This is a genomic window from Asaia astilbis JCM 15831, assembly GCF_000613845.1.
Taxonomy (GTDB): Bacteria; Pseudomonadota; Alphaproteobacteria; order Acetobacterales; family Acetobacteraceae; genus Asaia; species Asaia astilbis.
Genome location: NZ_BAJT01000010.1, coordinates 89,876 through 115,619 on the forward strand (window position 1 = coordinate 89,876; position 25,744 = coordinate 115,619).

The window sequence follows — 25,744 nt, forward strand, 5'->3', positions numbered from 1 at the left end:
CTGTCAGTCCGGCCTGGACAGATGACGCCACTCATCCACAAGCGCGCACCAACGCTCCCGGACGTCGAGTGCTATGCGGTCGTCCTGCTTCATGATCTGAGCGCTCTGCTCGACAAAAGCACCGACCTGCGTCCTGAAGCGTTGCGCCACTTCCTTGGAGGCCTCTGCCACACCAGGCAAACGCAAGAGGCGCCTCGTCTCCCTGTTGATATCTTCAGCAAGCACTAATCCCGGCTGAACGCCACCGGTATCGAAACGACTGGTGAAGAGCTCGAAGATACCAGGGTTATTATACCGGAAATGCTTGGTTTTCAGTACACCGGAGTTGTCATTTTCTCCTCGCGCAAACTTCCAGACATATTCCTCCAGAGATCGCACATGGTAATGACAGACGCTCGCGTTCGACGTGGGCCTCGCTGCAAAATTGACATCGTGATCGGATAGATTTCCGGTTTTCTGGCTCTCTCCATCGATTGTCATATAGGGAACGACAGCACGCTCTCTCGATGTCGGGTGATGCGCCGATGCCCCCGAGAACAGATGGGTACGAAACGCCGTCTTGATCAGCGGGTGGCTCTCCGTCTCAACAAACCGCGCTGCCGACAGTCCCGGCGCCCAGGCGAGATGACCGTTCGATGTGTAGACCCGCCACGACATCGCTACGGCCTCCGCCCCTTCGCGCTCCCGCGCTGCCAAAAGCGGAGGCAGACAGTAATCGACACTCGCGTCGGGAAGAACCATCTCGTCGAGATCGACCACCAAGCACCAACGATAATCGAGGATTTCGGGCAGAACCATCAAGGCATGGTTATAAGCCTTGTCCTGCATGTTTATTTTGACGGGAGATGCCCCGCTATTGTTAATCCAGACGATCTCTCCAGCCTCTGCCAGGCGCCGAAGCAGTAAATCCGACCCGTCCGTGAGATCATTGGTGTAAATGAAGAATTGCTCCACACCGATCCGGCGGTGATGAGCAATCCATTCGAGCAGATAGACACCCTCGTCGCGGGCTGTCGCGAGCAACGCCAGGGTCTTCGTCGGTTTGATCGTTCTTCTTGCCTCGCTCAGCAGTCTGGCACCGACACAATACGCGCTCCCTTTTTTCGTATTCTCCTGAAATCCGAGAAAATCATATTGCGCCCCAGCTCTCTGTATCGAAAAAGACTGCCCGGTTCGCCACTCATGCAAACGGCGAAAACCGTCACGGAGCCAACTCCCCTGAGGTAATGCGGCCAGTAGACGCTCACAACGGTGGGATGTTGATCCACTCGTCGCTTCGAAATCAGTCACAAAAATGCTGGCAAGCTCTGCTAGCGCAGAGGGCGTCAGCATTTCGCAGAGCAACTCTAGCAAAGATGGCTGGAAAGACGGCGGCATCGACAAAAGAGCGCTCAAAAGCACGCTGGGCTCACTCAGATGCCGCAAAAGCTCTGCAAAAGAGGAAGCGAAGTCCCCGATCAGGCTCGTTTTTGCGGGTTCTTCGGAGTCAAACCGAAAAAGTTCCCAATCCGCGATCACCGATCTGTCGTGATGAATGCGACCGGTACCGTTCTCCGCCGTCAGGAAACACGGAGCTCCGTAGGGCTTTAAGGCGTACTTACCCTCGGACATCGCAATTACCGCAAGGGGTGCGAAACCCGGGCTCCAGCCTTCTTTTCGCGTCGCGGCCTCCTCCTCTGGCCAGCTCCCATCCGAGGCGACAAGCAACGCGAACCCTGGAAACGAGGACCAGGTGAAGGCAAGAGTCTCAAAAGACATCAGCTCCGCGGCATGGTGGGAGAGGCCAGACGTCTGTGGATCGAGCATCAGGTGCGTCTGGTGGTCGGTCACGACATGTGAAATCGTGCAGGTCACGCGCTCGCCATCTGACAAGCGGCACTGAAAGGAGGCCATCTCGTCTACTCCGCCTTTTCCTGAATTAAGCGCGCCATTGTAGGTGCTGCCCGCCATCGACCGCAATCATCTGCCCGGTTACCGACGGCATGCGCAAAAGAGCGATCATGGCTGTGACGATCTCCTGCGGACCCGCTCCGGTTGCGAGCGGCGCGTTTCGGCGCATCGCAGCAAAATGCTCGGGACTTTGACCAGTCGCCGGCAGAACGGGACCGGGACCGATGGCATTGACCCGAATACGCGGCGCCAGCGCCAGCGCCATCGTTTGCGTCAATGTCCACAACCCGGCTTTGGAGAGCGTGTAGCTGACGAAATGCGGCGTCAGGTTCCACACGCGCTGATCGAGCAAGTTAAGGATCATTCCTTGCGCAGTCTCCGGCAACGCGCGCGCAAAGGCTTGCGTGAGCACAAATGGCGCACGGAGATTGGTCTCGAGATGTCGATCCCATGTCTCGCGCGTTGCATCATGCCACTCGTCACGCTCGAAGACCGATGCATTATTGATCAGCACACCGATCGGTCCGAGTGCTGTCGTAGCCTCGTCGATGAGTGTTTCCGTTTCGCGCTCATTGGCGAGATCTGCCTCGAGCACGCAGCCTTTCACACCTAAGGTCCTGAGCAGTGACCGCGCTTCGTCTGCGTGACTGCGGCAATGCAGCGCAATTGAGAAGCCTTCCTGCGCGAGCCCTTCGACCAACGCCTTGCCGATACGCCTGACGCCGCCCGTGACAAGAGCCACACGCGGAAGAGCCTCGGAAAATCCTGACGGGGAGAGAGGACTCACTGTGCTGGCCGCCTGGCCGAGAGCGCCGCCGCCAGGGTGCCATCATCCAGCACATCGAGTGCGCCCCCGATGGGCACACCATGCCCGACGCGGGTGACCGTCACATCGAGTGCCGCCAGCTTGTCCTGCAACCAATGAGCCGTGCTGGCGCCCTCAACCGTGGCACCCAGCGCCAGAATGACCTCGCGCACCTCGCCTGAAGCCACCCGGGACATGAGAGAAGCGGTATTGAGGTCTTCAGGACCTGTGCCCGAGAGAGCCGAGAGCACGCCCCCAAGAACCTGATAGGTTCCGGGATGCAGCCGCGACCGCTCGAGGGCCCAGAGATCACCCACCGTCTCCACAACGCAGATCACTCCGTGATCCCGTGTCTGATCGGAGCAGATGCTGCATGGATCGCTGCTATCGAGGGTTCCGCAGACATGACAACTTCGCACCGAGTGCGCTGCGGCCTGCATCGCCTGAGCAAGCGGAAGCAGTCGCGTTTCCGGCGCGCGTAGCAAGACAAGGGCAGCGCGCCGCGCCGAGCGAGGGCCAAGCCCGGGCAGTCGTGACAGGAGCTGGATCAGCCTGTCCACATCGCCGCCACCCATCATGACTTTGCCCTCCCGGAAATACGGATCAGAACGGGAATTTCAGACCCGCAGGCAGATCGATCCCACCTGTCACCTTGCGCATTTCATCGGCATTGGCCGCTTCGACCTTGGTACGGGCATCGGCAAATGCCGCAACGATCAGATCCTGAAGCATCTCGACTTCACCCGGGTCAATGAGCTTGGGATCGATCTTGAGCGAACGCACGTCACCCTTGCCGCTCAGCGTTACGGTGACCAGACCCGCACCAGAAGACCCTTCCACTGTCAGCGCATTCAGCGTGCTCTGAACCTCTTCCATGCGCGACTGCATCTGTGAGGCCTGCTTCATCAGCCCTGCGAGATTTTTCATAGTGCTTTATCCTTGAAATCTAGAAAGACGATCCGCCACCGAAATCGTGCCAGTCGTCATCATCCATCAGATCGGCATCGATCGGGGCAAAATCCAGATCGGGCGCCGGTGGTTCGGTTGCCCAGCTCTCAGGGGCCTCCAGCTCTTCAGGCGGCAATCCGTATTCATCGAGCGACAGATCTTTCGGTTCCCCGACACGCGCATCCGGAAAGACATCGAGAATAGCGCGCAGCAGAGGATGAGCGTGCAGCTCTTCGCGACGCAGCGCAACGATTTCGGCCCCCTGCTCGTCGAGGGTTGGCTCCCCTTCCTCCTGCGAGGTCTCGATCTGCCATTGTCCAGGATAGACACGCTCCAGAAGCGACTGAAGCCGCGTTTCCGTGCGTGGCGGTGTGCCCCGCTCCATGCGGATGACAACACGCGGGGGCTCAAAGCGAATGAGATGGGCGGAGTGACGCAACATGCCGTGCAGCATGGCCTCGGACTCGCGCGCAACAAACGCCACCATTTCCCGCCAGGACCGTAAGGGTGGATGCGCGGCCTCTGCCTTCTCGCTCTCGGGTGGTGGAGGCACTGGTGTCAGGACCGGTGTCGGGGCAAGGGTCGCAGCCCCCGCCTCATAGGCAACGCCACCATTGGCCACGAGGCGCAATGAGGCGCGCGGACGGTCGTCACCTGCCCCATCTGACGCCCCGCCATGAGGGACATTTGAGTGCGCGCTCGTCGTGACAGCCTCTCCCCGAGACGTCTCGGTCAGGGTTGAGGCGCCAGATGGCATCGGTGAGCTGCCATTCGCCTCATCGGCAGGCATCTGCATGACCAGGCGTGCCAGACGATCAGGGGTAGGCAACGTGCTGGCATAGCAGAGGCGTATCAGCACCATCTCGGCTGCGGCACGTCGTTCCGGCGCCTGCTCCACTTCCTGCACGCCTTTGAGCAGGATCTGCCATGCCCGGCCCAGTTCGGCATTGGGCAAGCGATCGGCAAGCGAGGCACCACGATCCCGCTCGGCCTCGGGAAGCTCGCGGCTATGACGCAGAGCGGGAATGGCCTTGAGCCGCGAAATGATATGAATCAGGTCGAGCAGATCGGTCAGAAGAACGCCGAGATCGGCACCCTGAGCATAGGCGTTCCCGCTGATCTGCAGAGCCTGATCGGCCTTGCCCTGCATCAGCACTTCAAACAGATCGAAGACGAGCTGACGATCGGCCAAGCCAAGCATGGCGCTGACCATGGGAGCCTCAACCTGCGCTGTGCCCTCGCCTTCGCCTTGGGCAATCGCCTGATCGAGCAAAGAGAGACCGTCGCGCACGGATCCGTCAGCCGCACGCGCGATAAGGGAGAGCGCCTCGTCTGAAAACGCGACCGATTCCTTGCCTGCGATACCGGCAAAATGCTGCATCAGCATTTCCTGCGGCACGCGGCGTAGATCGAATCTCTGGCAACGGGACAGTACGGTGACGGGCACCTTGCGCAATTCCGTAGTTGCGAAGATGAAGGTCACCTGCTCCGGTGGCTCTTCAAGCGTCTTGAGCAAGGCGTTGAACGCATTGCGCGAAAGCATATGGACTTCATCGATGATGAAGACCTTCATGCGCCCTTGCATGGGGCGAAAGCGCGTCGCCTCGATAATTTCGCGGATATCATCCACGCCCGTGCGCGAGGCGGCATCCATCTCGAGCACGTCAGGATGACGATCGGCCAGGATGGCTTTGCAATTCGCGCAGACGCCACATGGATCGGCCGTCGCGCTTCCCTGCCCATCCACACCGATACAATTCAGAGCACGCGCGATGATCCGCGCCGTCGTCGTCTTGCCGACACCCCGCACCCCGGTCAGCATGAACGCATGCGCGACGCGTCCAAGCTGGAAAGCACGACGCAGAATCCGCACCGTCGCGTCCTGACCGATCAGATCATCGAAATGCTGGGGGCGGTATTTCCGCGCGAGCACCCGATAAGGCCCTGCACGCTCCGTCGTCGCAGAGGGAGCTGGCGTCGCATCTGACGGCTTCTGCGGGGGAGGCGCCATGTCGAAAAAGCCTCCCTCTTCAGTCGGGGGCAACGGGATGTCGTCGTATGTAGGGGGGATATCTGAAGGCGTCATGCGCGTACGAGCGAGACTGGCTGCTTCAGAGGGTGGGAGGCCGAACACATGACCCGAACAAAACTCACTGCGGCTGCTTCCTTCCGGACCTGACCGGGTTCGCAAGCCGTCCGTCCAAGGCCGACCTCCCGGTGCAGGGTTAACACCATTCTGCCTCTGTTACGCAAGAGGCAGAAGCAGGTTTTTTTACAATCCGCTCGCGCCACCGCCCTCATGACGACGATCCCAGCCACCATAAAGCTTGCCCGTCTCGGGCGCAGCAACGGACGGACGGCCAAAAAGAATGCCTTCAGCCACGCCCCATGGGCGGTGTGGTGAAAGCGTATATCCCTCGAGTTGCAGGGCCTGCATGACATCGGTGCTCAACGCCCGTGGCTCAAGCTCGATGGCGGCCGGCTTCCACTGCTGATGGATGCGCGGCAGATCGACCGCCTGCTGAATGTCCAGCCCGCCATCGATCACGCCAAGCAAAGCCGACAACACGATGGTCGGGATACGCGAGCCTCCGGGGCTGCCAATGACCATGAAAGGCTTTCCGTCATGGGAGATGATCGTCGGGGCCATCGAAGAAAGCGGCGTCTTGCCCGGTGCGATGGCGTTGGCCTCTGAGCCCACGATACCGAACATATTGACGCTGCCCGGCTTGGCAGAGAAATCGTCCATCTCGTCATTGAGGAAAAACCCGGTGTCTCCCCCGATAACCCCGGCACCGAACCAGCCATTCAGCGTATAGGTGGCGGAGATGGCAAAGCCCGACCGGTCTGCTACGGAGAATTGCGTCGTCTCGTGCTTCTCATGCGTGTCGCTCGCCGCAGGCTGCGCCATCGCGGGCAGTGCTGTCCCGGCAATGAGCGCATCGGAGTTCAACGCGTGATCGAGCGGGATTCCCTTGCGGATCTCTGCCGCATAGGCCGGGTCGATCAGATGCGTCACCGGGTTCTTGACGAAGTGGGATCGCCAAGATTTCGACGATCCGAATAGGCATGGCGCATCGCCTCGACCTGACGCTGCACGCCTGCGACGCTCCGCAGCCCCAGAGCTTTCATGTCGTAGCCTGAGAGAATATCGAGCATCTCGCATAGCGCGACACCGCCCCCGCTCGGCGGTGGGGCCGTATCGATATCATAGCCGCGATAGCTGCAATGAATTGGAGCGAATTCACGCGGGTGGTAGGCGGCAAAATCTGCGCGCGTCAGAATACCCCCACTCTTGTCACTCGCTGCAACAACGCGCTGTGCGATGTCGCCTTTATAAAAAACGTCTGCACCGGATCGGGCAATGCTGCGGAGTGTCTGCGCCAGAGCTTTTTGCACCAGACGGTCGCCCGGCTGCAGCGGTGAACCATCGGGCCGCAGGAAAATCGTGCGGGCATGAGCATCCTTGCGGAATGCCTCCGTGCTGGTGTGCAACAGATCGGCATCGCCCTGCCCAAGGATAAAGCCTTTCTCTGCCAAAGCGATCGCAGGCGCCATCACCTTCTCCCGGCTCAGCTTGCCCCAGCGATGATGAATCTCCTCAAGCCCGGCAACCGTGCCGGGCACAGCAATCGCACGCCAGCCCTCAATCGATGCCTTGGGGTCAACATTGCCCTGAGCATCCTGATACATGGTCGGCGTTGCTGCATGAGGCGCACGCTCACGAAAGTCGATGAATGTCGTCTTGCCGTCAGGCAGACGCAGGGTCATGAAACCGCCACCGCCGATATTACCCGCAGCAGGATAGACAACAGCCAGAGCATAGCCGACGGCGACCGCCGCATCGGCGGCGTTCCCGCCCGAAGCCAGAATCTGGCGTCCGGCCTCGGAAGCAAGATGCTGCGCCGACACCACCATACCCCGAGAGCCTTCGACGGGCTTCACCGGTTTCAGATCAGGGGTGACGGTTCCGAATGCCAGAGGGTCATAAGGCATGGCAGGAGCTGCCAAAGCGAGACCCGGCAGGGAAACGCCCGCGAGGAGAAACGAGAGGGACGCCGCCCGAATGCAGACTTGCTTCACGAGAGTCTATTCCTTGCAGATCAGCCGAGAACGTAAGGCGGTTTGGTGAAACCCGCGGGGGAGAGCGTGAAAATCTCGCAGCCATCGGCGGTCACGGCAAGCATATGCTCGAATTGTGCCGACAATGACCGGTCACGTGTCACGGCTGTCCAGTCATCTTCGAGAATCTTGGTGCCTTCCTTGCCGAGATTCAGCATGGGTTCGATGGTGAAGACCATGCCTTCATGCAGCGTCAGCCCCTTGCCGGGTTTGCCGTAATGCACCACCTGAGGCTCCGCGTGGAATTCGCGGCCGATGCCGTGGCCGCAGAAATCGCGCACAACGGACAGACGCTTGCCTTCGGCAAAGCTCTGGATCGCATGGCCAACATCGCCGAGCGTCTTGCCGGGAGCCACCTCGGCAATCCCGAGCATGAGCGCCTTATGGGTCGCTTCGACAAGGTTGATCGCCTTGCGGGGCACATTGCCCACCAGATACATGCGCGATGTGTCGCCGTACCATCCGTCGAGAATGGAGGTCACGTCGATATTGACGATGTCGCCATCCTTGAGGCAGCGCTCGCCGGGAATGCCATGGCAGACCACGTGATTGATCGAGATGCAGCAGGATTTGGGAAAGCCACGATAGTTCAGCGGCGCCGGCACCGCCCCATGATCGAGCGTGAAATCGTGGATCAGGCGGTTCAGATCGTCTGTATTGGCTCCGGGAACGACATGGGGGGTGATCATGTCGAGCGTCGCAGCAGCGAGCTGACCCGCTTTTCTCAGGCCAACGAAGTCAGCCTCAGTATAGATCGTAACCCCGTGAATTGAGTCCTTGCCGGCCATACGCTCTTTTCGCTCCCTTGACGCAATCGCTTGTTCTTAAAGATAAGAGCGCGAAAATGCGCCGTCGCGACGCAGGGAGCAAGGGCGAAGGCCCGTTTTTTACCGGGGCCCTCAATCAACTTCTGGTGTCGGGAAGATTTTTTGGTGGAAACGGCATGGCGCGAGGTCGCCATCCGGATGCTGGCCTTCGTGACGCTGCGGTGCTTCGCCCCATGACCGACCGGCCGATAATGGCGCGGTCCACTTGGGGCTTCGGCGACTTCAACGACAGAATTCGTATTACCCGATGCATGACCCCGGCGACGTACGTGACGGGCGAGGACGGTCGGCTGACGAAGCGGCGCCATCGGAGCGACCCCTTCAGAGGCAAAGCCCTGATCAAGCAGCTTCGTCATGATCATGTTGCGCTGCGGGTTCGAACGGGCACCGAGCAGCACCGCGACCAGACGCACATTGCTGCGCTGGGCCGAGGTAATCAGATTATGGCCCGCCAGATCCGTATAACCCGTCTTCATACCATCAGCCCCTGCATAGGTCTTGAGCATGGGGTTATGGTTTGGAATCATCCGCCCATGGAACGCAAAGGAGGGGGTCGCAAAGTAATGATAGTATTCGGGGAAATCATGCACGAGGTGCTGGGCTAAAACAGAAAGATCCCGTGCCGTCGTCACCTGATCCGGATCAGGCAGACCCGATGCGTTGCGGAAGGTCGTGTTCGACATCCCCAAGGCACGCGCCTGCTGCGTCATCATGTTGGCGAAGCGCACTTCGTCCCCGCCGCCGAGCAGCTCACCCAGCGCACACGCTGCATCATTCGCCGATTTCGTCACAAGACCAAGAATGGCCTGCTGAACGACGAAGCGCGTACCGGGCACAAGCCCGAGCTTGGATGGCGCCTGCGTGGAGGCATGGATCGAAACCGGTACCGAAGTGTCGGGCGTGATCTCTCCCCCGCGCAACGCACGGAAGGTCATGTAGAGCGTCATCAGCTTGGTCAGGGATGCCGGATAACGCTGAAGATCGGGATCGACCTGAGACAGTACGGCCCCACTATTGGCATCGACAACGTAGGAGCTGACGTGACCGGCGTACTGGGCGTGCGCTGCCTTTGGCAACGCGATGACGCCGGCGCTGAGGAAGACACCGAGCGCTGTGCGCGAAAAGACAGCCCATCGACGTGCCTTTGGGGCCTTCGAACGGCTCTTCTTTTCGGACTGCATGCAGTAGGTCACTCGTGCCCTCGGTTATCTGGCGGTTTTCCCATCATAGACAGACGCTTTTACTGTCGTCCACGTTCATATGAACCAATTGCGGGAAAAATAAGGTAAAGCGCACCGCAATCAGCCTTTTGTCGTTTTGTCGGCTCTTAGATCTTTGCGATCACCGTTTTCATCCCATATGGTCTTTCCCATGCACCATCGCACCACAACCTTCGAGATCGTCCCCTCGTCCGGTACCCGCGTCACCGCTCCCACCGTGACAGGCCCTTCCACTCCGGAAGAGCCGCCCGGCAACACGGAGAACGGTGACGAGTCGCATATCAGCGTTGTCATTCAGGCCCGTCCCGAAACGCGCCGTCCTGCGATGTATAAAGTATTGATGCTGAATGACGATTACACGCCGATGGAATTCGTCGTGCACGTCCTCGAGCGCTTTTTTTCCAAGTCCCGGGAAGAGGCAACGAATATCATGCTCAATGTTCACAAGAAAGGCGTAGGCGTGTGCGGCGTCTTCACCTTCGAAGTGGCGGAAAGCAAGGTAACCCAAGTGATGGATCTTGCACGACAGAACCAGCACCCGTTGCAATGTATGATTGAACAAGCCTGAGCCCGGTTCCGACCGCAAGAACCGCTCGGGATGACCGCAGGTAGATTACTCTTTTACCAAAACAGGATTAGCCTGCATCCTGTCCCGTCGGCCCGTCACACCACACTAAAAGGAGCGCTCCCATGTTGTCTCGTATGCTCGAACAGACGCTCCATCGTGCCCTCACCCTCGCAGGTGAACGCCGGCATGAATATGCGACGCTCGAACATCTGCTTCTCGCCCTGACCGAAGACACCGACTCGGTCACGGTGTTCAAGGCCTGTGGCATCGACCTCGATAAGCTGCGCGCCGATCTTACCGAATTTCTCGACAAGGATCTGGCGGGGCTTGCGTCTGACAGACCGACCGAACCGAAACCGACGGCCGCCTTCCAGCGCGTGATTCAGCGTGCCGCCATTCACGTCCAGTCAACCGGACGTGACGAGGTCACCGGCGCCAATGTCCTCGTCGCCCTGTTCGCCGAACGGGAAAGCCACGCTGTCTATTTCCTGCAATTGCAGGACATGACACGCCTGGACGCCGTCAACTTCATCTCGCATGGCATTGCCAAGGCGCCCGACAAGACGACCCGACGCACACCGACGGGCTCACGCGACAAGGAAGAGGGCGAGCGCGAAGAAAAGCCCGGCAAAGCTCCAAGCCGATGGAAGCTCTTGCAGCCTACTGCGTCGATCTCAACAAGCGCGCCAAGGACGGCAAGATCGACCCACTGATCGGGCGCGAGAACGAAGTTGAGCGCACCATTCAGATCCTCTGCCGCCGCACGAAAAACAATCCGCTTTATGTCGGCGATCCGGGCGTGGGTAAGACAGCCATTGCCGAAGGCCTGGCGAAGCGGATTGTCGAGGGCGACGTTCCCGAGGTCCTGCTCGGCGCGACCATTTTCTCGCTCGACATGGGCGCCCTTCTCGCAGGCACGCGCTATCGCGGCGATTTCGAAGAACGCCTGAAAGCCGTTGTGACTGAGCTCGACCAGACCCCGGGTGGCGTCCTGTTTATCGATGAAATCCATACCGTCATCGGTGCGGGGGCAACCTCAGGTGGTGCGATGGATGCCTCGAACCTGCTCAAGCCCGCGCTCGCGGCGGGCACGCTGCGTTGCATCGGATCGACCACCTATAAGGAATATCGCCAGCATTTCGAGAAGGATCGCGCTTTGGTGCGGCGCTTCCAGAAGATCGACGTGCCCGAGCCCTCGATCAGCGACACGATCAAGATCCTGCGCGGCCTGAAGGGTAATTATGAACGCCACCACAAGGTGCGTTACACAGACGATGCGCTGAAGGCTGCGGTCGAGCTCTCGGCCAAATACATGAACGACCGCAAGCTGCCGGATAAGGCAATCGATATCATCGACGAAGCCGGGGCGTCCCGCATGCTCCTGCCCGAGAGCAAGCGCCGCAAGACGATCACGCTTAAGGATATCGAAGAGATCGTCGCCAAGATCGCCCGCATCCCACCCAAATCGGTCTCTACCGATGACCGTGAAACGCTACGCCTTCTGCCCCGCGACCTGAAGAATATGGTCTTCGGTCAGGACCGTGCGATTGAATCGCTTACCTCTGCCATCAAGCTGGCCCGTGCCGGGCTGCGCGATGCAGAGAAGCCGATTGGCAATTATCTGTTCTCGGGTCCGACCGGCGTCGGCAAGACCGAGGTGGCCAAGCAGCTTGCCGCCACTTTGGGCATCGAGCTGATCCGCTTCGATATGTCCGAATATATGGAACGCCACTCGATCTCACGGTTGATCGGCGCACCTCCAGGCTATGTGGGCTTCGATCAGGGTGGCTTGTTGACCGATGCCATCGATCAGCATCCGCATGCAGTGCTGCTTCTCGACGAGATCGAAAAGGCTCATCCCGAGCTTTACAACATCCTCTTGCAGGTCATGGATCACGGACGTCTGACCGACCATAACGGCAAGACGATCGACTTCCGTAATGTGATCCTGATCATGACGACCAATGCTGGGGCCGCCGATCTGAGCAAGGAAGCCGTCGGCTTCGGCCGCAAGGATCGCGTGGGTGAAGACGAAGATGCGATCAAACGCCTCTTCACGCCTGAGTTCCGCAACCGTCTGGACTCGATCATCCCCTTCGCCAACCTCACGCCTGAGACCGTTGGCCGCGTGGTGGAGAAGTTCATCCTGCAACTCGAGGCGCAGCTTGCGGATCGCCATGTGACGATCGAAATCACATCAGCGGCCAAGGAATGGCTCGCCGAGCGTGGCTATGACCGTCACTACGGCGCTCGACCGTTGGGACGTGTCATTCAGGAGAAAATCAAGAAGCCATTGGCGGAAGAGCTTCTCTTTGGCGCACTCGCCAATGGCGGGGCGGTCAGGATCGGTCTCAAGGAAGACGCGCTTGATTTCGAGTTTCTTGAAGCCGCCTCTCCCGCCAAAAAGCTTGGCGAGGACGAACCCGAAGAACGCTCCGAGGTAACCAGCGACAGCTGAAACCAAAAACGCGTCCTCTCACTCAAGAAAAAGCGGTGGCCTTTGCCACCGCTTTTTCTTGTTTTACTCGTATTTGATTCCATTGACCTCGACATAGCCCGGGCTGGCCCAGTGGCGCCCGGTGCCATGATGGGTCCAGTCAATTCCCTGACTGCGTGCTGAGTCGAAATAATAGCGCCCGACAACCTCTACCTTGTCACCAGGCTTGACCCACGCCCATTGAGGCGCCTGCATCCGATCCAGATCGGACACAATCCGTATCAGGTGACCGTCCGCAACCTGCATCACGAAATATCCGTGCACACCGCTGCGGGTCCGGCGTGATCGCTGCGTCACCGAAACAACCTGACCGCAGACATGCTCCGGCAGATCGCCCCTTGTCGGGCCATTCTGGATAAATCCGGCCTGATCGGAGAGAAATTTCTGGTTGTCGCACTGCGCTGGCGCCATCAGAGCTTGGGCCTGCGCTGGCTGATAGACCGCTAACAAGCCAGCAAGAGCGCAAACGCTCAAGCCTGCGTAGCGACGTATGAGAGAGCCGCTCACGCCTTGTGCACCGTATCAGGCTTATGGGCAGCCTTGGCGCCTGTCTTGTCGCTCTCAACCAGAATTTTAGGATTATCCTCCGAAGCCTTGATCTCGTTATTCTTGATCTTCATCGGTTCGGTCACGGTTTCGACCACGTGTCCGTGTGTCTCGCCATTTCTGGTGTTCCAGGTGACATCGTCACCTTTCTTGAAATCTTCCGCCGACATGGTGATGCTCCTCAACACTGTGCTGAGCGAACGCTCGGAGAGGCATCGTCGTTGCCCGTCACGCTATCGATGGACATAAAAAAACCGCCCTAGAGAGGGCAGTTTTTCCACGGCGATGACTATGACGATCAGGCAGCGATCGAGCGTGCTTTCGCCTGTGCGTCGATGATCTTCTTCAGAATCACCGGGAACTCGGAGAGATGACCGATGCGCAGCAGGCCAGGCCAGCTCGGAGCGGGCTTTTCGAGATCACGGAGCAGCACACAGGCCATGCCAGCACGACGGGCCGCTTCCGCACCTGTGTCGGAATCTTCAAGCACGATGCAATGCTCCGGGCCAACACCTTCAACCTCTGCCGCATGCAGATAGAGGTCGGGGCGGGGCTTCGGCATGTCGAGATCGCGACCTGAGTGGATCCGCTCATCCTCAAGCAGCTCGTCCAGCCCGGTGCTGGAGAACTTGGCTTCCATTTCCGCACCAGAAGAGTTGGAACCGATGCGGATCGAAGGCCGAGATCATGAACGCGCTGCAGCATCTCATGCGCACCGTCGATGGTCTCGGCTTCCGTTTCCATCATCTTGACAATGCGATCCTGCATCATCATGTCCCAGTTCGCTGGCATTTCCTTGCCCGTCTCACGCCCGATGCGCTCGCCAATCTTGACCAGCTCGCCGCCGGTAAAGATCTTGTGGGCTTCCTCGTTGGAGAGTTCCCAACCGTGGTTGCGCGCTTCTTCAGCCATTTTGGCGGTGGAAAGATGTTCGCCGTCAACAAGAACGCCATCGCAATCGAAAATAACGAGCTTCAGCTCACCGTCTTCGCGCAGAGCGGCAGGAATGTCTGTTTCATGGGCAGGGGATACGGTCATGGTTTGTCCTCTCGACGTGCGAGGAGGCGCCATTTGACGCTTTTCGCACTCAGGGTTGGGGCAATCACGAAATCGTGTGTATGCGGTTAACATAGACGTCTTCGCATAAATTTCAAGGATAAAATGTCAAAACCTGCCTGACATCTCAGAACTGACAGAATGATCAGAGCTCAAAGTGTTGTCTCACGTGAAGACTCTTCGGGATAAGAATATTCATTCTATCTTTATTGATAATCTCGTTCTTATATTTATTATGAAAATACAGTAAGGATTAGGCGTTTTCGTGATTTTTTTATTACACGCCTCTTATACCCTCTGAGGAGAAAGGCTTCAGCCGCCGCCTCTTCACCTACTCCCTGAGCAGATCAGAGGCGCGTTGGGGAGCGCTTTGACGCCATATTTTCTTCAAGAACTTCATCGTGAAAAGCGCGTCCCCGAACCTGCGGTTTTGCGACGATAAGGTGAAATTTCTGTCGTACAGACGTCACATTGCGAGGGGGGGTATTGCCTTGTTTTCACCACACCGAGGATCAATTCCCCAAGGACATCATCGCTCGAATGAGGCCATCCGGCCCTGAGGATTCAAGACAGTCAGCCATGATCCTCTGGCTCTTCCGAGCCTCCCATCGCGGAACGAGACTCTCAGAAACTATCTACTGATTTGTGGCGGCGCGACGATCATGATGCGCGGCCCGGAAGAGCGTCCATTCTTCGACAATGCGACCGTAAGCGAGGTGGCAGTAACCGACCTCCCCGTCTTTTTCTCGCCGGATCTCAAGCTTACCCCCCTGCTCCTTGCAATATACCGATGCAGGGTTTGCGAGCATGGCGTGAGACGGCTTGCTGCTTTTTTCAGCGCAACCGCAAAGCAGGGCAGTCGTCACCATCATAAGACCGATCCGGCCGGAGATCCGTGCGAGGATACGGGTCATCGGAGTGTGCTCCAATCCAGTTTTGCCTGTCATGCAGACACCCTACCACGGCACCGCGAGGCGAAGGCAACCCCGGTAAAGCCTCCTAAGCGGTTGCTGAAAAGCACTTCAAAGAGAAGCTCCCTGCAAGAACGCGCCCTCACACCATGAGAGCCTCAGGCACATATCCCGAAGGCCTGGACAATCAATTGAGGGAGATTATTGCGACTTGAAACGTCGATTTCAGGGGCCAATGCAGCACATCCGGCAAGACCGGATTACTCCCCTACAGCACAGCATCTTACTGGCGCACTGTAACGACGATTTTGCATCACCTCAAAGTCACATTTAAATGCTCAAATAAATCACTAATACATGATGCAAAGCACATGAAATTGTTCGGTCGTCCCCTTTCGCAGGATCATATTCCCTCGTTCAATCAACACTTTCAGTGGCGCACTTTTGCGGCACGCCTTGGTCGCGATGGAGACGTAAAATGGATCTGGGCCTCAGGAACAAAGTGGCGGTCGTCACGGGTGGCAGTGTCGGCATAGGTCTCGCAGTCGCCGAGGGACTGGCGCGTGAAGGCGCTCACATCGTCATGGTGGCACGCGACCAGAACCGACTAGCTACGGCCGCCCGCGACCTCGCTGATCGGCATGGCGTACGTTGTCTGCCTGTCTCCGCTGATGTCGCGACCTGCGACGGCATAGCGAGTATCGTAAGCCAGACTGAAGAGGCCTTTGGCGGCGCAGACATCCTCATCAACAATGCTGGCACCGGATCGAACGAAACGATTATGGAAGCTGCTGACGAGAAATGGCAGTTTTACTGGGAACTTCACGTTATGGCGGCGGTTCGTCTAGCGCGGGGACTGGTCCCCGGCATGAGAAAGCGCGGCGGTGGAGCAATCATCCATAATGCCTCGATCTGTGCCGCGCAGCCTCTCTGGTACGAACCGATCTACAACGTCACCAAGGCAGCTTTGATGATGTTCTCCAAAACGCTTTCCACCGAAGTCATCAAGGATAATATCAGGGTGAATTGCGTCAATCCCGGTCTGATTCTGACACCTGACTGGGTGAAGACCGCCAAGCAGCTGACGACAGAAACCGGGGGTGACTGGGAGGGCTATCTGCAATCCGTCGCTGAAGAACATGCTCCGATCAAACGGTTCGGATCGCCCGAAGAACTGGCCAATTTCTTCGTCTTCCTCTGCTCGGACAATGCTTCTTACAGCGTCGGCTCATCCTATTTTGTCGATGGAGGCATGCTCAAGACTCTTTGAACCAGCGCGCGCAGCCAAGCTCTTTACCGATGGTTTAAGGTCTCGGGACGCGCCATTCCTCGCACAGAGTCGGATGACGCCAAAAAGGAAAATAATCGATGAGTGATACCAAACGCTTTGCTGGAAAAACCGCCCTGGTCACAGGAGCTGCAGGCAATATCGGTCTTGCCGTTGCCCGCCGCCTCGCCAAGGAGGGGAGCCACATCGTTCTGCTCGATCTTGACCAGGCCAAGCTCGATGAGGCCGCCAAGGGCTTTGCGGAACACGGAGTGAAGGTCAAAACGGTCGTGTGCGACGTGACCAACTACACCAGTGTCGAAGAGGCTGTAGAGTACGCAGAGAAATCAGTCGGACCAATCGACTTCCTGTTCAACAACGCTGGCTATCAGGGCGCTTTTTCACCCGTTCAGGATTACCCGGTCGAAGATTTTCAGCGCGTCGTCAATATCGATCTGGTCGGCGCATTCCACGTTTTGCGGGCAGTCTCTCGCCGAATGATCGAACGTCGCTCGGGAAGCATCGTCAACACATCGAGTATGGCAGGCCTGCAGGGCCCTCCGAACATGGCAGCTTATGGCGCGTCGAAATTTGGCGTGGTTGGCCTGACCCAGGTCGCCTCGAAGGATCTGGCGCCCCATAATATCCGCGTCAACGGGATTGCCCCGGCACTCATGGGCCCCGGCTTCATGTGGGATCGCCAGACGGAACTCCAGGCCGCGACCAACACCCAGTATTTCTCAACCGATCCGGAAAAGGTGAAGGTCGAAATGGTTGCAGGCGTGCCGATGCGCCGACTGGGAGACATCGAGGAGATTCCGGGAACGGTTTCCTTCCTGCTCAGCGAAGATTCGAGCTACATCACGGGTGTTACCCTGCCAATCTCAGGCGGCATTCTCTAGTCGCTATAACCTCATGCCTGCTCACACGGGCATGAGGTTCTGGAAGACACAAGCACCAGGCAGGCGAAGCCTTCAAATTTCTCTGATACAGCCGCAAGCGGAAGAGTAAGCGGAGGCTCAATCGACTTCTGAACATCGAAATAGTGCCCCCATTCTTGTGATCTCAGATGAGTGTTATCTGCCGACCTATCTGAAGCTTTATATCAAGCATGACAGGCTGAAAGCTCAAGCGCTCTGCAAGCTTTGTGCGCCCTGAATTCGAAGGGATCTCCTAGGAAACACGCCTCGGATATTCCAATCACGCTGCACCGTCTCAACAAAGCAGAAGCCCAGCAGACAAGGCTGTCTATCGCGCTCTAGGCCGATCCACCCTGACCGTCCAAGCGCCAGCCTCACCGCCCCATCGCCAAGGCTGACGTGTCAGATCAGGAGAGAGAGACAAAACCAGCTACACCACTAAAATCGATGGCGCGACAGTCAGGCGAGCTAAGTAGCCTCTATTATCAAGGGGTCGCGCAGACCGCGTAGACGCGCAATGTCAAATCGACCTCGGATATTCCGCCGACTTCCCAGCCGGATGAAGTCGGATCTGAATGCGTGACGATATAGGTTGGAATGTCCCAACCAAGGCCGTTAACGCGCATCCATCCATTTCCTGAGATTATATTCCACCCACCTCCAACTGGTGAAAAGCCACCCGGACATGATGCCGTAGCCGTTGACTGTGCCCCTCTAGAATAGTGCTGATCGGTCGTCACGACGCGATAATTTGCCGCCATTGCGCTGGCAGATGAACCCACGAGCATAGTGGCGAGAAGAAAATATTTTAACATTAAAGAATCCTTTGAAAAACCTCCATCATCACCTGATGGACATAAGTAATTATACGAATATATTTATGTTTGTAAATGTTTATTTCATTAAATCATAAGGGACGACTCTTATATATTTATAGAGCTGACAATCGGTCATATTTGTTGTTTATTTATACTGAATATTCCTGTCTTATTTTTACATTTCTGGCGCATCTTCCTCCAACAACAGATCAAGTCCGTGAATTTCTTTGCTTGTGAAGAATGGCCTTAGATGTACGGCATCTGCGAATTTTGGTTTCCCTTCTTCAGTTAAGGGGAAACAGACTGTGGTTCCTCCGCAAATCTCGGACGTTAGATCCAGCGTCGTGGCCCCGGTTTGATCTGCAATGCTTTTGAGGATCCTCGCGATCTCTGCGGTTTCGGTACGCCATGGCCCCAGAGGCACGCCCGCCCGTAGAGCGCCTGTGTCGATTGTCACATGGGTATAGCTTCGCTGAACCATCTTGGCTGGGTCGAAGCGTATATCCGTCGGTGTCGGCAAAAGGATTGTCACGGGACGTTTTCCATCGCCTGATAAGCTTTTGATTGCAGCCGTGAAGCGCTCTCGCAGAGCGGGCCACTGTGCGGAGTCGTCACCAAAAACGCGGAGCCAGTACGCACCGATAACGATTTTTTTGATCGGTAGATCACGCAAGATCTTTTGCTGTATCTCTGGCATCGCCGAACAAAATGCAAAAGCGGGTTTGTAATGCTCCCCCGCCAATGGGCTGCAACTCGGACCAGAAATAAAAATCACAGCACGGGAAAGTTTACCCTGGCTGAAAAGCGCGTCGATACGTGGCGCCCACTGGAATAACAGACTGTCGCCCGTCAGAAGAACTGGATGACCCAGATTCGATCCAATGGTGGCGATGGTTAGACCGCGTTCATGCCGAACCTTCATATGAGAGGTAATAGGGAAGATTCCGTCGCGCTCAGCCAGGTTAATTTTCGCGACTTCAATTCCCACTGAACCATGGTGCACTCTTCCGGGCCAACCATGATGGCACCAGGTCAGAAGTCCGCTTCCGACAAGAAGCAAAAGGACGGAAAGGAGCCCCAGGGATGTCGCACCTGGATAACGGTTCCAGCGCAAGGGTCGCTCTACATAACACGTCGTGAAAACGGCAAGGACGAAGGCAATGACGAGGATCGTCATACCCGTACTATGACGCAACGGTCTTGTTCCATGAACGATATGGGTGAATGCAATGAGCGGCCAGTGCCAGAGATAAAGGGCATAGCTGATACGACCGAGCGCACATATCGGCGACGCAGACAGAACACGGCGAGAAAACGCATGATCCGGCCCCGCTGCAATCAGAAACGCAGTGCCCGCAACCGGCAACAAGGCGGTAAAACCCGGAAAAAACCAGCCGGACCGCAATAGCGCGAATCCTGAGATAATTAAGATGATCCCCATCCAACCAACCGAGCGTCGGTGCTTCAAGGGCAGTGTTATGAGGAGCCCACCCGCCATAAACTCCCACAGCCGGGTTAACGGGCAGTAGAATCCCGACTCAGGCCAAAAGAGCGCACTGGTAATGCTCAGCAAAAAGGACGGAATTGCCAGCATGAGGCCGATGCGTCGCAATGTCAGGCTCGTCCCGTGAGTCATGAGCAAAAGGACGGGCCAAAAGATGTAAAATTGCTCCTCCACCCCGAGCGACCACAAATGGATCAATGGTTTGAGTTCGGCGGCGCGATCGAAATACCCCTGCTCGCCCCAGGAGAGAAAGTTGGACAGGGATGAGGCTCCGGCAGCCCAATCCAGCCCCAGAGACGCGAATTCTCCCGGTAACAAGATCAGGCTACCGGCGAGAGCAGTCCCTATCAGGACGAAAACCAGCGCAGGGACTAGACGACGAAGACGGCGAGCGTAAAAACCGCGGCATGAAAAACGGCCTTGCTCGAGCTCTTCGTTCAAATGGCTGGTGATAAGAAAGCCTGACAAGACGAAGAAGATATCGACGCCGCTAAACCCTCCGGGCATTAGATCGGGGAACAAATGGTAGAGCAGAACTGCAGAAACTGCGACTGCTCGAAGTCCGTCGAGATCGGGACGATACCCGCGCGCACTTTCTTTCTCTGGATTATAAATGCAACGCGAGATTCGAGACATATGCAGAAAAAACCTGATCTCACGCGTAATTTTCAGGCTTCGGGATGTGTTTCCCGAGCGACTTCGCTCAATTCAAACATATCGAACGGAGTATCTGAAAATTAGCTCTTGTTTTTCATTGTTATTATCTTAATTTACAGTACATTTTAGATTTATGTGATGAATTTGTCTTGATACAGGTTTATATAATTATATTTATTTGATAGTGCGCCAGTTTAAACTGATCGAGCAGGCTGACCTGGATGAGACTGGGGTCGATGGGTCACAAATGGCATGGATCTCCGCAAAGCTGCGAAACGCCGTGAAATCTGGAAGATGGATGAGGTCTGACTCACGCTCCGTATCAACCCAGCTGACTGCGATGTGCAATCGATCACGGAGGTTGTGCTCGCGACAAGATTAGGGCCCCGCCAGAGGAACAAGGTAGTAGCAAGGCGCTTGCTGACCGAATGTTGAAATGGCGAATTGACCGCCTGGCTGGATGACCCGGAGAGGCTTGCATCACATAATGCAGCCGAGCGTACCCTAAGCCTCTTCGCTCGGCCTCGAAGAGGCCGAGAAAGCTATAGCCTGATCCATGACACCCATGTGCGATGGCAGAATCTCGGCCCACATGCCGTGAGGCCTCGCCTGATGTGCGGCATACGGTTTTACGGAAACTGGTTCAGTGTCGGTTACATGAAGGTCGGAGACGAAATTGATCTACGGCCCCGCCTTCTGAACCTACCCTCACGACAATCAGTGTCGACAAAGCGACGATAGCAATCTCTTGCCCAGCTAAACCAGTCGCGGAGGTACCGGATCTACGGTCACGGCTGTGTCACTTTGCAGAAGATCTTCCGCCTCCTCCGAGCTCGCGACCGCTGGGGGCGAGCCACGTAGCGGCATGCCTGCTGTTTCACGGACCGTCATCATTGTCAGAATACCGATGGCTGCAGCGCCCATCAGATACCATGCCGGCATATCCAGATAGGCCGTCTTCTTGACAAGCCAGGCCATCACCAGCGGCGTCGTTCCCCCAAAGAGCGACACCGAGAGATTGAACGCTACGGATAACGCCGTGTAGCGGATCGGCGTGTAGAACAGGGCCGGTAACGTAGAGGGCATCGAACTTGTAAACCCGGCAAGAGCAACGCCCAAGAGAAGCAGCCCGAGGAAGATGCGTCCGTCGGAATGGCTCTGTATCAAGTGAAAGCAAGGTATGGCCAGAACCAGGAGCGCTGCCGAGGCACCGAGGATCATGGGGCGACGTCCGATGCGATCGCTGAGAAACCCGCCTAGAACGTTGAACGGCATCATCAAGATCATGACGACGATGATGAGGATGAGGCCTTTACTCTCCTTATACCCCAAAGAAACAGTCATATAGCTCGGAACATAAGCCAAAAGCATGTAGTCGGTGACGTTGAATACCAGCACAAGACCAACGCATTTGAGCAACTGCCGCCAATGCACGCTGAAAAGGGAGCGCCAACCAGGACGATCATGCTCTCGTTTTTCGGCTTCAGCTGCATAAGCCTGAAAAGACGGTGTCTCTTCCAGCCTTGTGCGAGCATAGAGCCCCAAAAGGCCGAGCGGAGCAGCGACAAGAAAAGGAATTCGCCAGCCCCATGAAAGCAGAGCCTCCTCAGTCATACTGACCTGCAACAGCGTCACCACACCGGCGCCTGCGACATAGCCAGCGAGTGTCCCGAACTCCAGCCAACTCCCCATGAGCCCGCGACGCCGATCTGTCGAATATTCTGCGATGAAGGTCGCCGCCCCCCCATATTCACCGCCAGTAGAGAATCCCTGCACCAATCGGGCAAGCAGCAGAAGGATCGGTGCCCAGATCCCGATACTTGCATAAGAGGGGATCAAGCCTATCGCAAATGTCCCCAACGACATGGCGATCATGGTCGCCGCCAACACTTTCTGCCGACCGTAACGATCGCCCAGAGGCCCAAAAATGGCGCCCCCGATAGGACGAATCAAAAACGCTATGGAAAAAGTGGCCAAGGTTGCAATCAGACTGACCGATTTGTCGGCAGCGGGAAAGAACACTTTCCCCAGTGTGACAGCAATGTAGCCGTACACCCCGAAGTCGAACCACTCCATGGCATTACCAAGAGCTGCTGCACCAACCGCCCGTTTCAGCATATCTGAATCGACAACGGTAATATCGTTCTGGTTGAGCTGCTTAGGATGTTTGAACCACCCAAAATGGGGATGGGATAACGAGCCTCTCTTCATAGGGACCGTCCCAATACGGAAGCCGAGGAAGGAGCACTTCGAGAAAATTCAAACATCAATTTGGGAGAGATCAGCAAAATCATGCGCTTAGGATAGCAGAAAATTGCGTAGATGTCGAAAACGTAATTTTTTGCTATCCGATTGCACACTGATGCATTGAAGCCTGTAGCTGCGCGCGTCAAAGCTACATGTGCCCAGGATGGCTATACCAAAACGCGACGGCGCATCGCCATGACTTATCTGGACATCGAAACTCAACCGGCAATGTCGGCATCCTAGATGCCACGCCTCTCCAATTCAGGGAGCGCTAAGTGTCTATTTTTTTGGGAAGATTATGGTGCTGCTAGCGAGGATTGAACTCGCGACCTCTCCCTTACCAAGGGAGTGCTCTACCACTGAGCTACAGCAGCAACTGGAGCGCTTCGTAGCTTCTTGGCTGGAAAGCCGCAAGCCCCGAAAGCGCTTTTTTGTAAAAGAATTCAATCGTCGCGGTGAATTTTTTCCATGCGTTCGTGACGCTCCTGAGCTTCGATCGACATTGTCGCAATCGGGCGGGCTTCCAGACGTCGCAGGCCAATGGGCTCGCCTGTTTCTTCGCAGAAACCGTAAGATCCATTTTCGACGCGCTGCAGAGCCAGATTGATCTTGCCGATCAGCTTGCGGGCGCGGTCACGTGTCCGGAGCTCGAGGGCACGGTCAGTTTCGACGCTCGCACGATCCGTGACATCGGCTTCGTGGATGCCGCCTTCGGAGAGGCTGGCAAGCGTCAGATTGGCTTCCTTGAGAAGGTCGGTGCGCCAGCGAAGCAATTTCTGTCGGAAGAACTCCACCTGAAGCGGGTTCATGAATTCTTCTTCGTCAGATGGCCGATAATCCGGTGGGAGCGTGATCATGCACGTCTGTCCTTAACGCAAGTCGCTTGAACCTCGCCGCCGCTCTTGACACTCCAGGTGAAAAAGGGGGTTAGCCTGTGACCCCTGAACCTGACGGCATGGCTGGTTTGGCGCGGCTTATACCTGCGCTCTCAAGGTTCGCCAAGCCCGAACTGAGAAAAACGACCAACTAACACGTTACTAAAATGCTAAATTTCATAAAACTTTAAGGTGCAATAAAAGCGTCTTGAAAGTTTCGTACTCTTTTATTTTTGTCCCAAACAATAATCTCACATTGTGAGATTATTGCAGACATCACGCGTACTGTTAGATCGTTTGGGAGCGTAATATTCCCCTCAGGCAAGAGACTCATAATAGTCGAGCTGCCATTCTGCGGGTTCCAATGCTGCGAGGCGTGACCATTCCTGCATGAGAGGATGATCGATCAAAGCCTTCCGATAGGCTTCCGCAACCGACGACAGTTCGACCCCGTAGGACGTAAAGCGTGAAGCGACAGGAGCGAACATGATATCGGCATTGGTGAAATCAGCACCGAAAAGATAAGGCCCGGTTCGTCCGAAGCTCTCGCGTGTCTCGCACCAGAGCCGGTCGATTTTCTCGATGTCGCTCCGCAACTCGGCAGATATTTCCGGGAGAGGACGACCCACTCTCCCCAAATTCATGGGCATTGCCTGTCTTAATGCCCGAAACCCTGCGTGCATTTCAGACGCAATGCTCCGTGCGCTGCGCGGGCTACCGGCTCGGCCGGCCACAGAGAAGGCGAATTCTCGGCACAATATTCGCAGATCGCAAGACTTTCCCAGATCTTCACGCCCCGATATTCGAGATAAGGAACCAGACCATTAGGTGAGATGGCATGAATTTCGGCGGTCGTCCCGCCACCGCGTAACGCAATCACATGGTCTGGCACATCGAGCCCCGCAGCGCGTACCGCCAACCAACCACGTAAGGACCAGGAAGAGTATCGGCGCGTACCGATGACGAGACGATCCAAGGCAGAGCCCTTTCAGGAGAGGATGAAGCCCCCACCCAGAACCCTGCTGCCCTGATAGAGCACGCAGGCCTGACCAGGTGCGGGCATGGCGAGATCATCCAACACGACCCGCGCGCCTTCGGCAATCGGATAGACCCAGGCTTCACGCGAAATTTCGCGCGCCTGATCTGGACATGGCAGCGTACGCCCTCGGGCGGGGGCTCGATCAGCCAGTTCATGTCGCGCAACGCAAACTCATGCCGGCCAGCATTCTCTTTCGGCCCGACAATGATCCGACGTGTCGTCGCATCGATCCGTTTGACGATCTGACGTCGCCCATCCTTGGTATGAATATCGCCAAGACGCTTGCTCTGCCCCACCGTATAGCGGGCAATGCCTTCATGCTGGCCGAGAACGCGTCCAGACTCGTCGACGATCTCCCCTGTCCCGCCTGTCTCCGGTCGCATTTTCTCGACGACGGACGCGTAAGTTCCGGAAGGGACGAAGCAGATATCCTGACTGTCTGGCTTGGCGGCAATGGCCAGACCGAACTCCTGCGCTTTTTGCCGCACCGCGTCCTTGTCCGGCATATCGCCCAGCGGAAAGCGTAGGTAGTCGAGCTGGTCCTGAGTCGTGGCAAACAAAAACCAGGACTGATCACGCGACAGATCGGTCGGACGGTGCAGCTCAACCCTCTCAGCCCCCTCGACCCGGCGGACATAATGACCGGTCGCCATCGCCTCACAACCGAGATCGCGCGCCATGCTGAGCAAGTCGGTAAACTTCACCCCCTGATTGCACGCGACGCAGGGCACTGGCGTCTCGCCACGTGCATAGCTGTCGGCAAAGCTCGCCATTACACTGCTACGAAAGCGCTCTTCGGCATCAATCACATAATGCGGGATATTAAGCCTGTCTGCCACTGCGCGCGCATCGAGGATATCGCGCCCTGCACAGCAGGCTCCGGGCTTGGAGACAGCCTGACCGTGATCGTAAAGTTGCAGTGTTGCGCCGATGACCTCATGCCCCTCCTGTTTCAGGGTCGCGGCCACAACGGAACTGTCCACGCCTCCCGACATGGCGACTAGGATACGCATGAGATCTCTCTAAC

16 protein-coding genes, 1 tRNA gene, 1 other RNA gene and 6 pseudogenes are annotated in these 25,744 nt (G+C 56.9%); 4 read left to right on the top strand and 20 right to left on the bottom strand.

Annotated elements, in window-relative coordinates:
* Positions 1-3 precede the first annotated feature (3 nt).
* From JCM15831_RS08915 to JCM15831_RS17840, 9 genes and pseudogenes are all read right to left on the bottom strand, one after another.
* Positions 4-1,950, bottom strand: coding sequence for a glycosyltransferase family 2 protein (locus tag JCM15831_RS08915; RefSeq protein ID WP_025824014.1), 1,947 nt, complete (start codon positions 1,948-1,950; stop codon positions 4-6).
* On the bottom strand, positions 1,919-2,677 hold the full coding sequence (locus JCM15831_RS08920) for an SDR family oxidoreductase (RefSeq protein WP_025824015.1): 759 nt from the start codon (positions 2,675-2,677) through the stop codon (positions 1,919-1,921). The genes JCM15831_RS08915 and JCM15831_RS08920 overlap by 32 nt, the downstream gene beginning before the upstream one ends.
* The gene (gene recR, locus JCM15831_RS08925; protein ID WP_035774174.1) at positions 2,674-3,273 is read right to left on the bottom strand and encodes a recombination mediator RecR; all 600 of its coding nucleotides are present in this window, start codon (positions 3,271-3,273) and stop codon (positions 2,674-2,676) included. Before recR ends, JCM15831_RS08920 begins: the two co-directional genes overlap by 4 nt.
* 25 nt (positions 3,274-3,298) lie before the next feature.
* Entirely contained in the window at positions 3,299-3,622 is a 324-nt protein-coding gene (locus JCM15831_RS08930; protein WP_025824017.1) for a YbaB/EbfC family nucleoid-associated protein, read from the bottom strand.
* Between the two features lie 19 nt (positions 3,623-3,641).
* Positions 3,642-5,654 carry a DNA polymerase III subunit gamma/tau gene (locus JCM15831_RS08935; protein WP_232228083.1) on the bottom strand — a complete coding sequence of 671 codons (2,013 nt, stop codon included), beginning with the start codon at positions 5,652-5,654 and terminating at the stop codon, positions 3,642-3,644.
* A 107-nt stretch (positions 5,655-5,761) separates the two neighbouring features.
* Positions 5,762-5,858, bottom strand: an RNA gene (gene ffs / locus JCM15831_RS21015) — signal recognition particle sRNA small type.
* Between the two features lie 57 nt (positions 5,859-5,915).
* A pseudogene (gene ggt / locus JCM15831_RS17835) lies at positions 5,916-7,639 on the bottom strand (gamma-glutamyltransferase).
* 107 nt (positions 7,640-7,746) lie between these two features.
* The gene (gene map / locus JCM15831_RS08945) at positions 7,747-8,553 is read right to left on the bottom strand and encodes a type I methionyl aminopeptidase (protein WP_025824019.1); all 807 of its coding nucleotides are present in this window, start codon (positions 8,551-8,553) and stop codon (positions 7,747-7,749) included.
* A gap of 122 nt (positions 8,554-8,675) precedes the next feature.
* Positions 8,676-9,773: pseudogene (locus JCM15831_RS17840) on the bottom strand (D-alanyl-D-alanine carboxypeptidase family protein); the annotation flags it as partial.
* Between the two features lie 190 nt (positions 9,774-9,963).
* On the opposite strand from JCM15831_RS17840, the gene clpS reads away from it, so the two are divergent.
* Positions 9,964-10,380 (top strand): ATP-dependent Clp protease adapter ClpS, encoded by a 417-nt coding sequence (gene clpS / locus JCM15831_RS08955; RefSeq protein ID WP_156938805.1) that lies wholly within the window; start codon positions 9,964-9,966, stop codon positions 10,378-10,380.
* Positions 10,381-10,502: 122 nt separating this feature from the next.
* Positions 10,503-12,838: pseudogene (clpA, locus tag JCM15831_RS17845) on the top strand (ATP-dependent Clp protease ATP-binding subunit ClpA).
* 63 nt (positions 12,839-12,901) lie between these two features.
* Here the strand turns inward: clpA and JCM15831_RS08965 are convergent.
* The 4 genes and pseudogenes from JCM15831_RS08965 to JCM15831_RS22665 form a co-directional block, all read right to left on the bottom strand.
* The gene (locus JCM15831_RS08965) at positions 12,902-13,384 is read right to left on the bottom strand and encodes a DUF3465 domain-containing protein (RefSeq protein WP_025824022.1); all 483 of its coding nucleotides are present in this window, start codon (positions 13,382-13,384) and stop codon (positions 12,902-12,904) included.
* A complete protein-coding gene (locus JCM15831_RS08970; RefSeq protein WP_025824023.1) occupies positions 13,381-13,593 on the bottom strand; it encodes a hypervirulence associated TUDOR domain-containing protein in 213 nt (70 codons plus the stop codon). The genes JCM15831_RS08965 and JCM15831_RS08970 overlap by 4 nt, the downstream gene beginning before the upstream one ends.
* Before the next feature lie 128 nt (positions 13,594-13,721).
* Positions 13,722-14,461 (bottom strand): annotated as a pseudogene (locus JCM15831_RS17850) (HAD family hydrolase).
* Positions 14,462-15,114: 653 nt separating this feature from the next.
* Entirely contained in the window at positions 15,115-15,426 is a 312-nt protein-coding gene (locus tag JCM15831_RS22665) for a putative hemolysin (protein WP_232228084.1), read from the bottom strand.
* Between the two features lie 442 nt (positions 15,427-15,868).
* Here JCM15831_RS22665 and JCM15831_RS08985 point away from each other — a divergent pair, with 442 nt between their 5' ends.
* Together JCM15831_RS08985 and JCM15831_RS08990 are read left to right on the top strand one after the other, a co-directional pair.
* Positions 15,869-16,660, top strand: coding sequence for an SDR family NAD(P)-dependent oxidoreductase (locus JCM15831_RS08985; protein ID WP_025824024.1), 792 nt, complete (start codon positions 15,869-15,871; stop codon positions 16,658-16,660).
* A gap of 98 nt (positions 16,661-16,758) precedes the next feature.
* Positions 16,759-17,559: an SDR family NAD(P)-dependent oxidoreductase gene (locus tag JCM15831_RS08990; RefSeq protein ID WP_025824025.1), complete on the top strand. Its 801-nt coding sequence runs from the start codon at positions 16,759-16,761 to the stop codon at positions 17,557-17,559.
* Between the two features lie 503 nt (positions 17,560-18,062).
* Here JCM15831_RS08990 and JCM15831_RS21490 read toward each other — a convergent pair.
* From JCM15831_RS21490 to mnmA, 7 genes and pseudogenes are all read right to left on the bottom strand, one after another.
* The gene (locus JCM15831_RS21490) at positions 18,063-18,203 is read right to left on the bottom strand and encodes a hypothetical protein (RefSeq protein WP_156938806.1); all 141 of its coding nucleotides are present in this window, start codon (positions 18,201-18,203) and stop codon (positions 18,063-18,065) included.
* 367 nt (positions 18,204-18,570) lie between these two features.
* Positions 18,571-20,535 (bottom strand): acyltransferase family protein, encoded by a 1,965-nt coding sequence (locus JCM15831_RS09000; protein WP_025824026.1) that lies wholly within the window; start codon positions 20,533-20,535, stop codon positions 18,571-18,573.
* 777 nt (positions 20,536-21,312) lie between these two features.
* Positions 21,313-22,767 (bottom strand): glycine betaine/L-proline transporter ProP, encoded by a 1,455-nt coding sequence (gene proP, locus JCM15831_RS09005; RefSeq protein ID WP_025824027.1) that lies wholly within the window; start codon positions 22,765-22,767, stop codon positions 21,313-21,315.
* Positions 22,768-23,102: 335 nt separating this feature from the next.
* Positions 23,103-23,177: transfer RNA gene (locus JCM15831_RS09010), tRNA-Thr, on the bottom strand.
* Positions 23,178-23,246: 69 nt separating this feature from the next.
* Complete coding sequence (dksA, locus tag JCM15831_RS09015; protein ID WP_025824028.1) at positions 23,247-23,660, bottom strand: RNA polymerase-binding protein DksA; 414 nt, start codon at positions 23,658-23,660, stop codon at positions 23,247-23,249.
* A gap of 335 nt (positions 23,661-23,995) precedes the next feature.
* A pseudogene (locus JCM15831_RS17860) lies at positions 23,996-24,654 on the bottom strand (glutathione S-transferase family protein).
* A gap of 12 nt (positions 24,655-24,666) precedes the next feature.
* A pseudogene (gene mnmA / locus JCM15831_RS17865) lies at positions 24,667-25,730 on the bottom strand (tRNA 2-thiouridine(34) synthase MnmA).
* Between the last annotated feature and the right edge of the window lie 14 nt (positions 25,731-25,744).

Bases quoted from the DNA above. Each gene is read 5' to 3' on its own strand.
- JCM15831_RS08915 (WP_025824014.1), bottom strand. From the start codon at position 1,950: ATGGCGGGCAGCACCTACAATGGCGCGCTTAATTCAGGAAAAGGCGGA.
- recR (WP_035774174.1), bottom strand. From the start codon at position 3,273: ATGATGGGTGGCGGCGATGTGGACAGGCTGATCCAGCTCCTGTCACGA.
- JCM15831_RS08930 (WP_025824017.1), bottom strand. From the start codon at position 3,622: ATGAAAAATCTCGCAGGGCTGATGAAGCAGGCCTCACAGATGCAGTCG.
- JCM15831_RS08935 (WP_232228083.1), bottom strand. From the start codon at position 5,654: ATGGCGCCTCCCCCGCAGAAGCCGTCAGATGCGACGCCAGCTCCCTCT.
- map (WP_025824019.1), bottom strand. From the start codon at position 8,553: ATGGCCGGCAAGGACTCAATTCACGGGGTTACGATCTATACTGAGGCT.
- clpS (WP_156938805.1), top strand. From the start codon at position 9,964: ATGCACCATCGCACCACAACCTTCGAGATCGTCCCCTCGTCCGGTACC.
- JCM15831_RS08970 (WP_025824023.1), bottom strand. From the start codon at position 13,593: ATGTCGGCGGAAGATTTCAAGAAAGGTGACGATGTCACCTGGAACACC.
- JCM15831_RS22665 (WP_232228084.1), bottom strand. From the start codon at position 15,426: ATGACAGGCAAAACTGGATTGGAGCACACTCCGATGACCCGTATCCTC.
- JCM15831_RS08985 (WP_025824024.1), top strand. From the start codon at position 15,869: ATGGATCTGGGCCTCAGGAACAAAGTGGCGGTCGTCACGGGTGGCAGT.
- JCM15831_RS08990 (WP_025824025.1), top strand. From the start codon at position 16,759: ATGAGTGATACCAAACGCTTTGCTGGAAAAACCGCCCTGGTCACAGGA.
- JCM15831_RS21490 (WP_156938806.1), bottom strand. From the start codon at position 18,203: ATGCGCGTTAACGGCCTTGGTTGGGACATTCCAACCTATATCGTCACG.
- JCM15831_RS09000 (WP_025824026.1), bottom strand. From the start codon at position 20,535: ATGTCTCGAATCTCGCGTTGCATTTATAATCCAGAGAAAGAAAGTGCG.
- proP (WP_025824027.1), bottom strand. From the start codon at position 22,767: ATGAAGAGAGGCTCGTTATCCCATCCCCATTTTGGGTGGTTCAAACAT.
- dksA (WP_025824028.1), bottom strand. From the start codon at position 23,660: ATGATCACGCTCCCACCGGATTATCGGCCATCTGACGAAGAAGAATTC.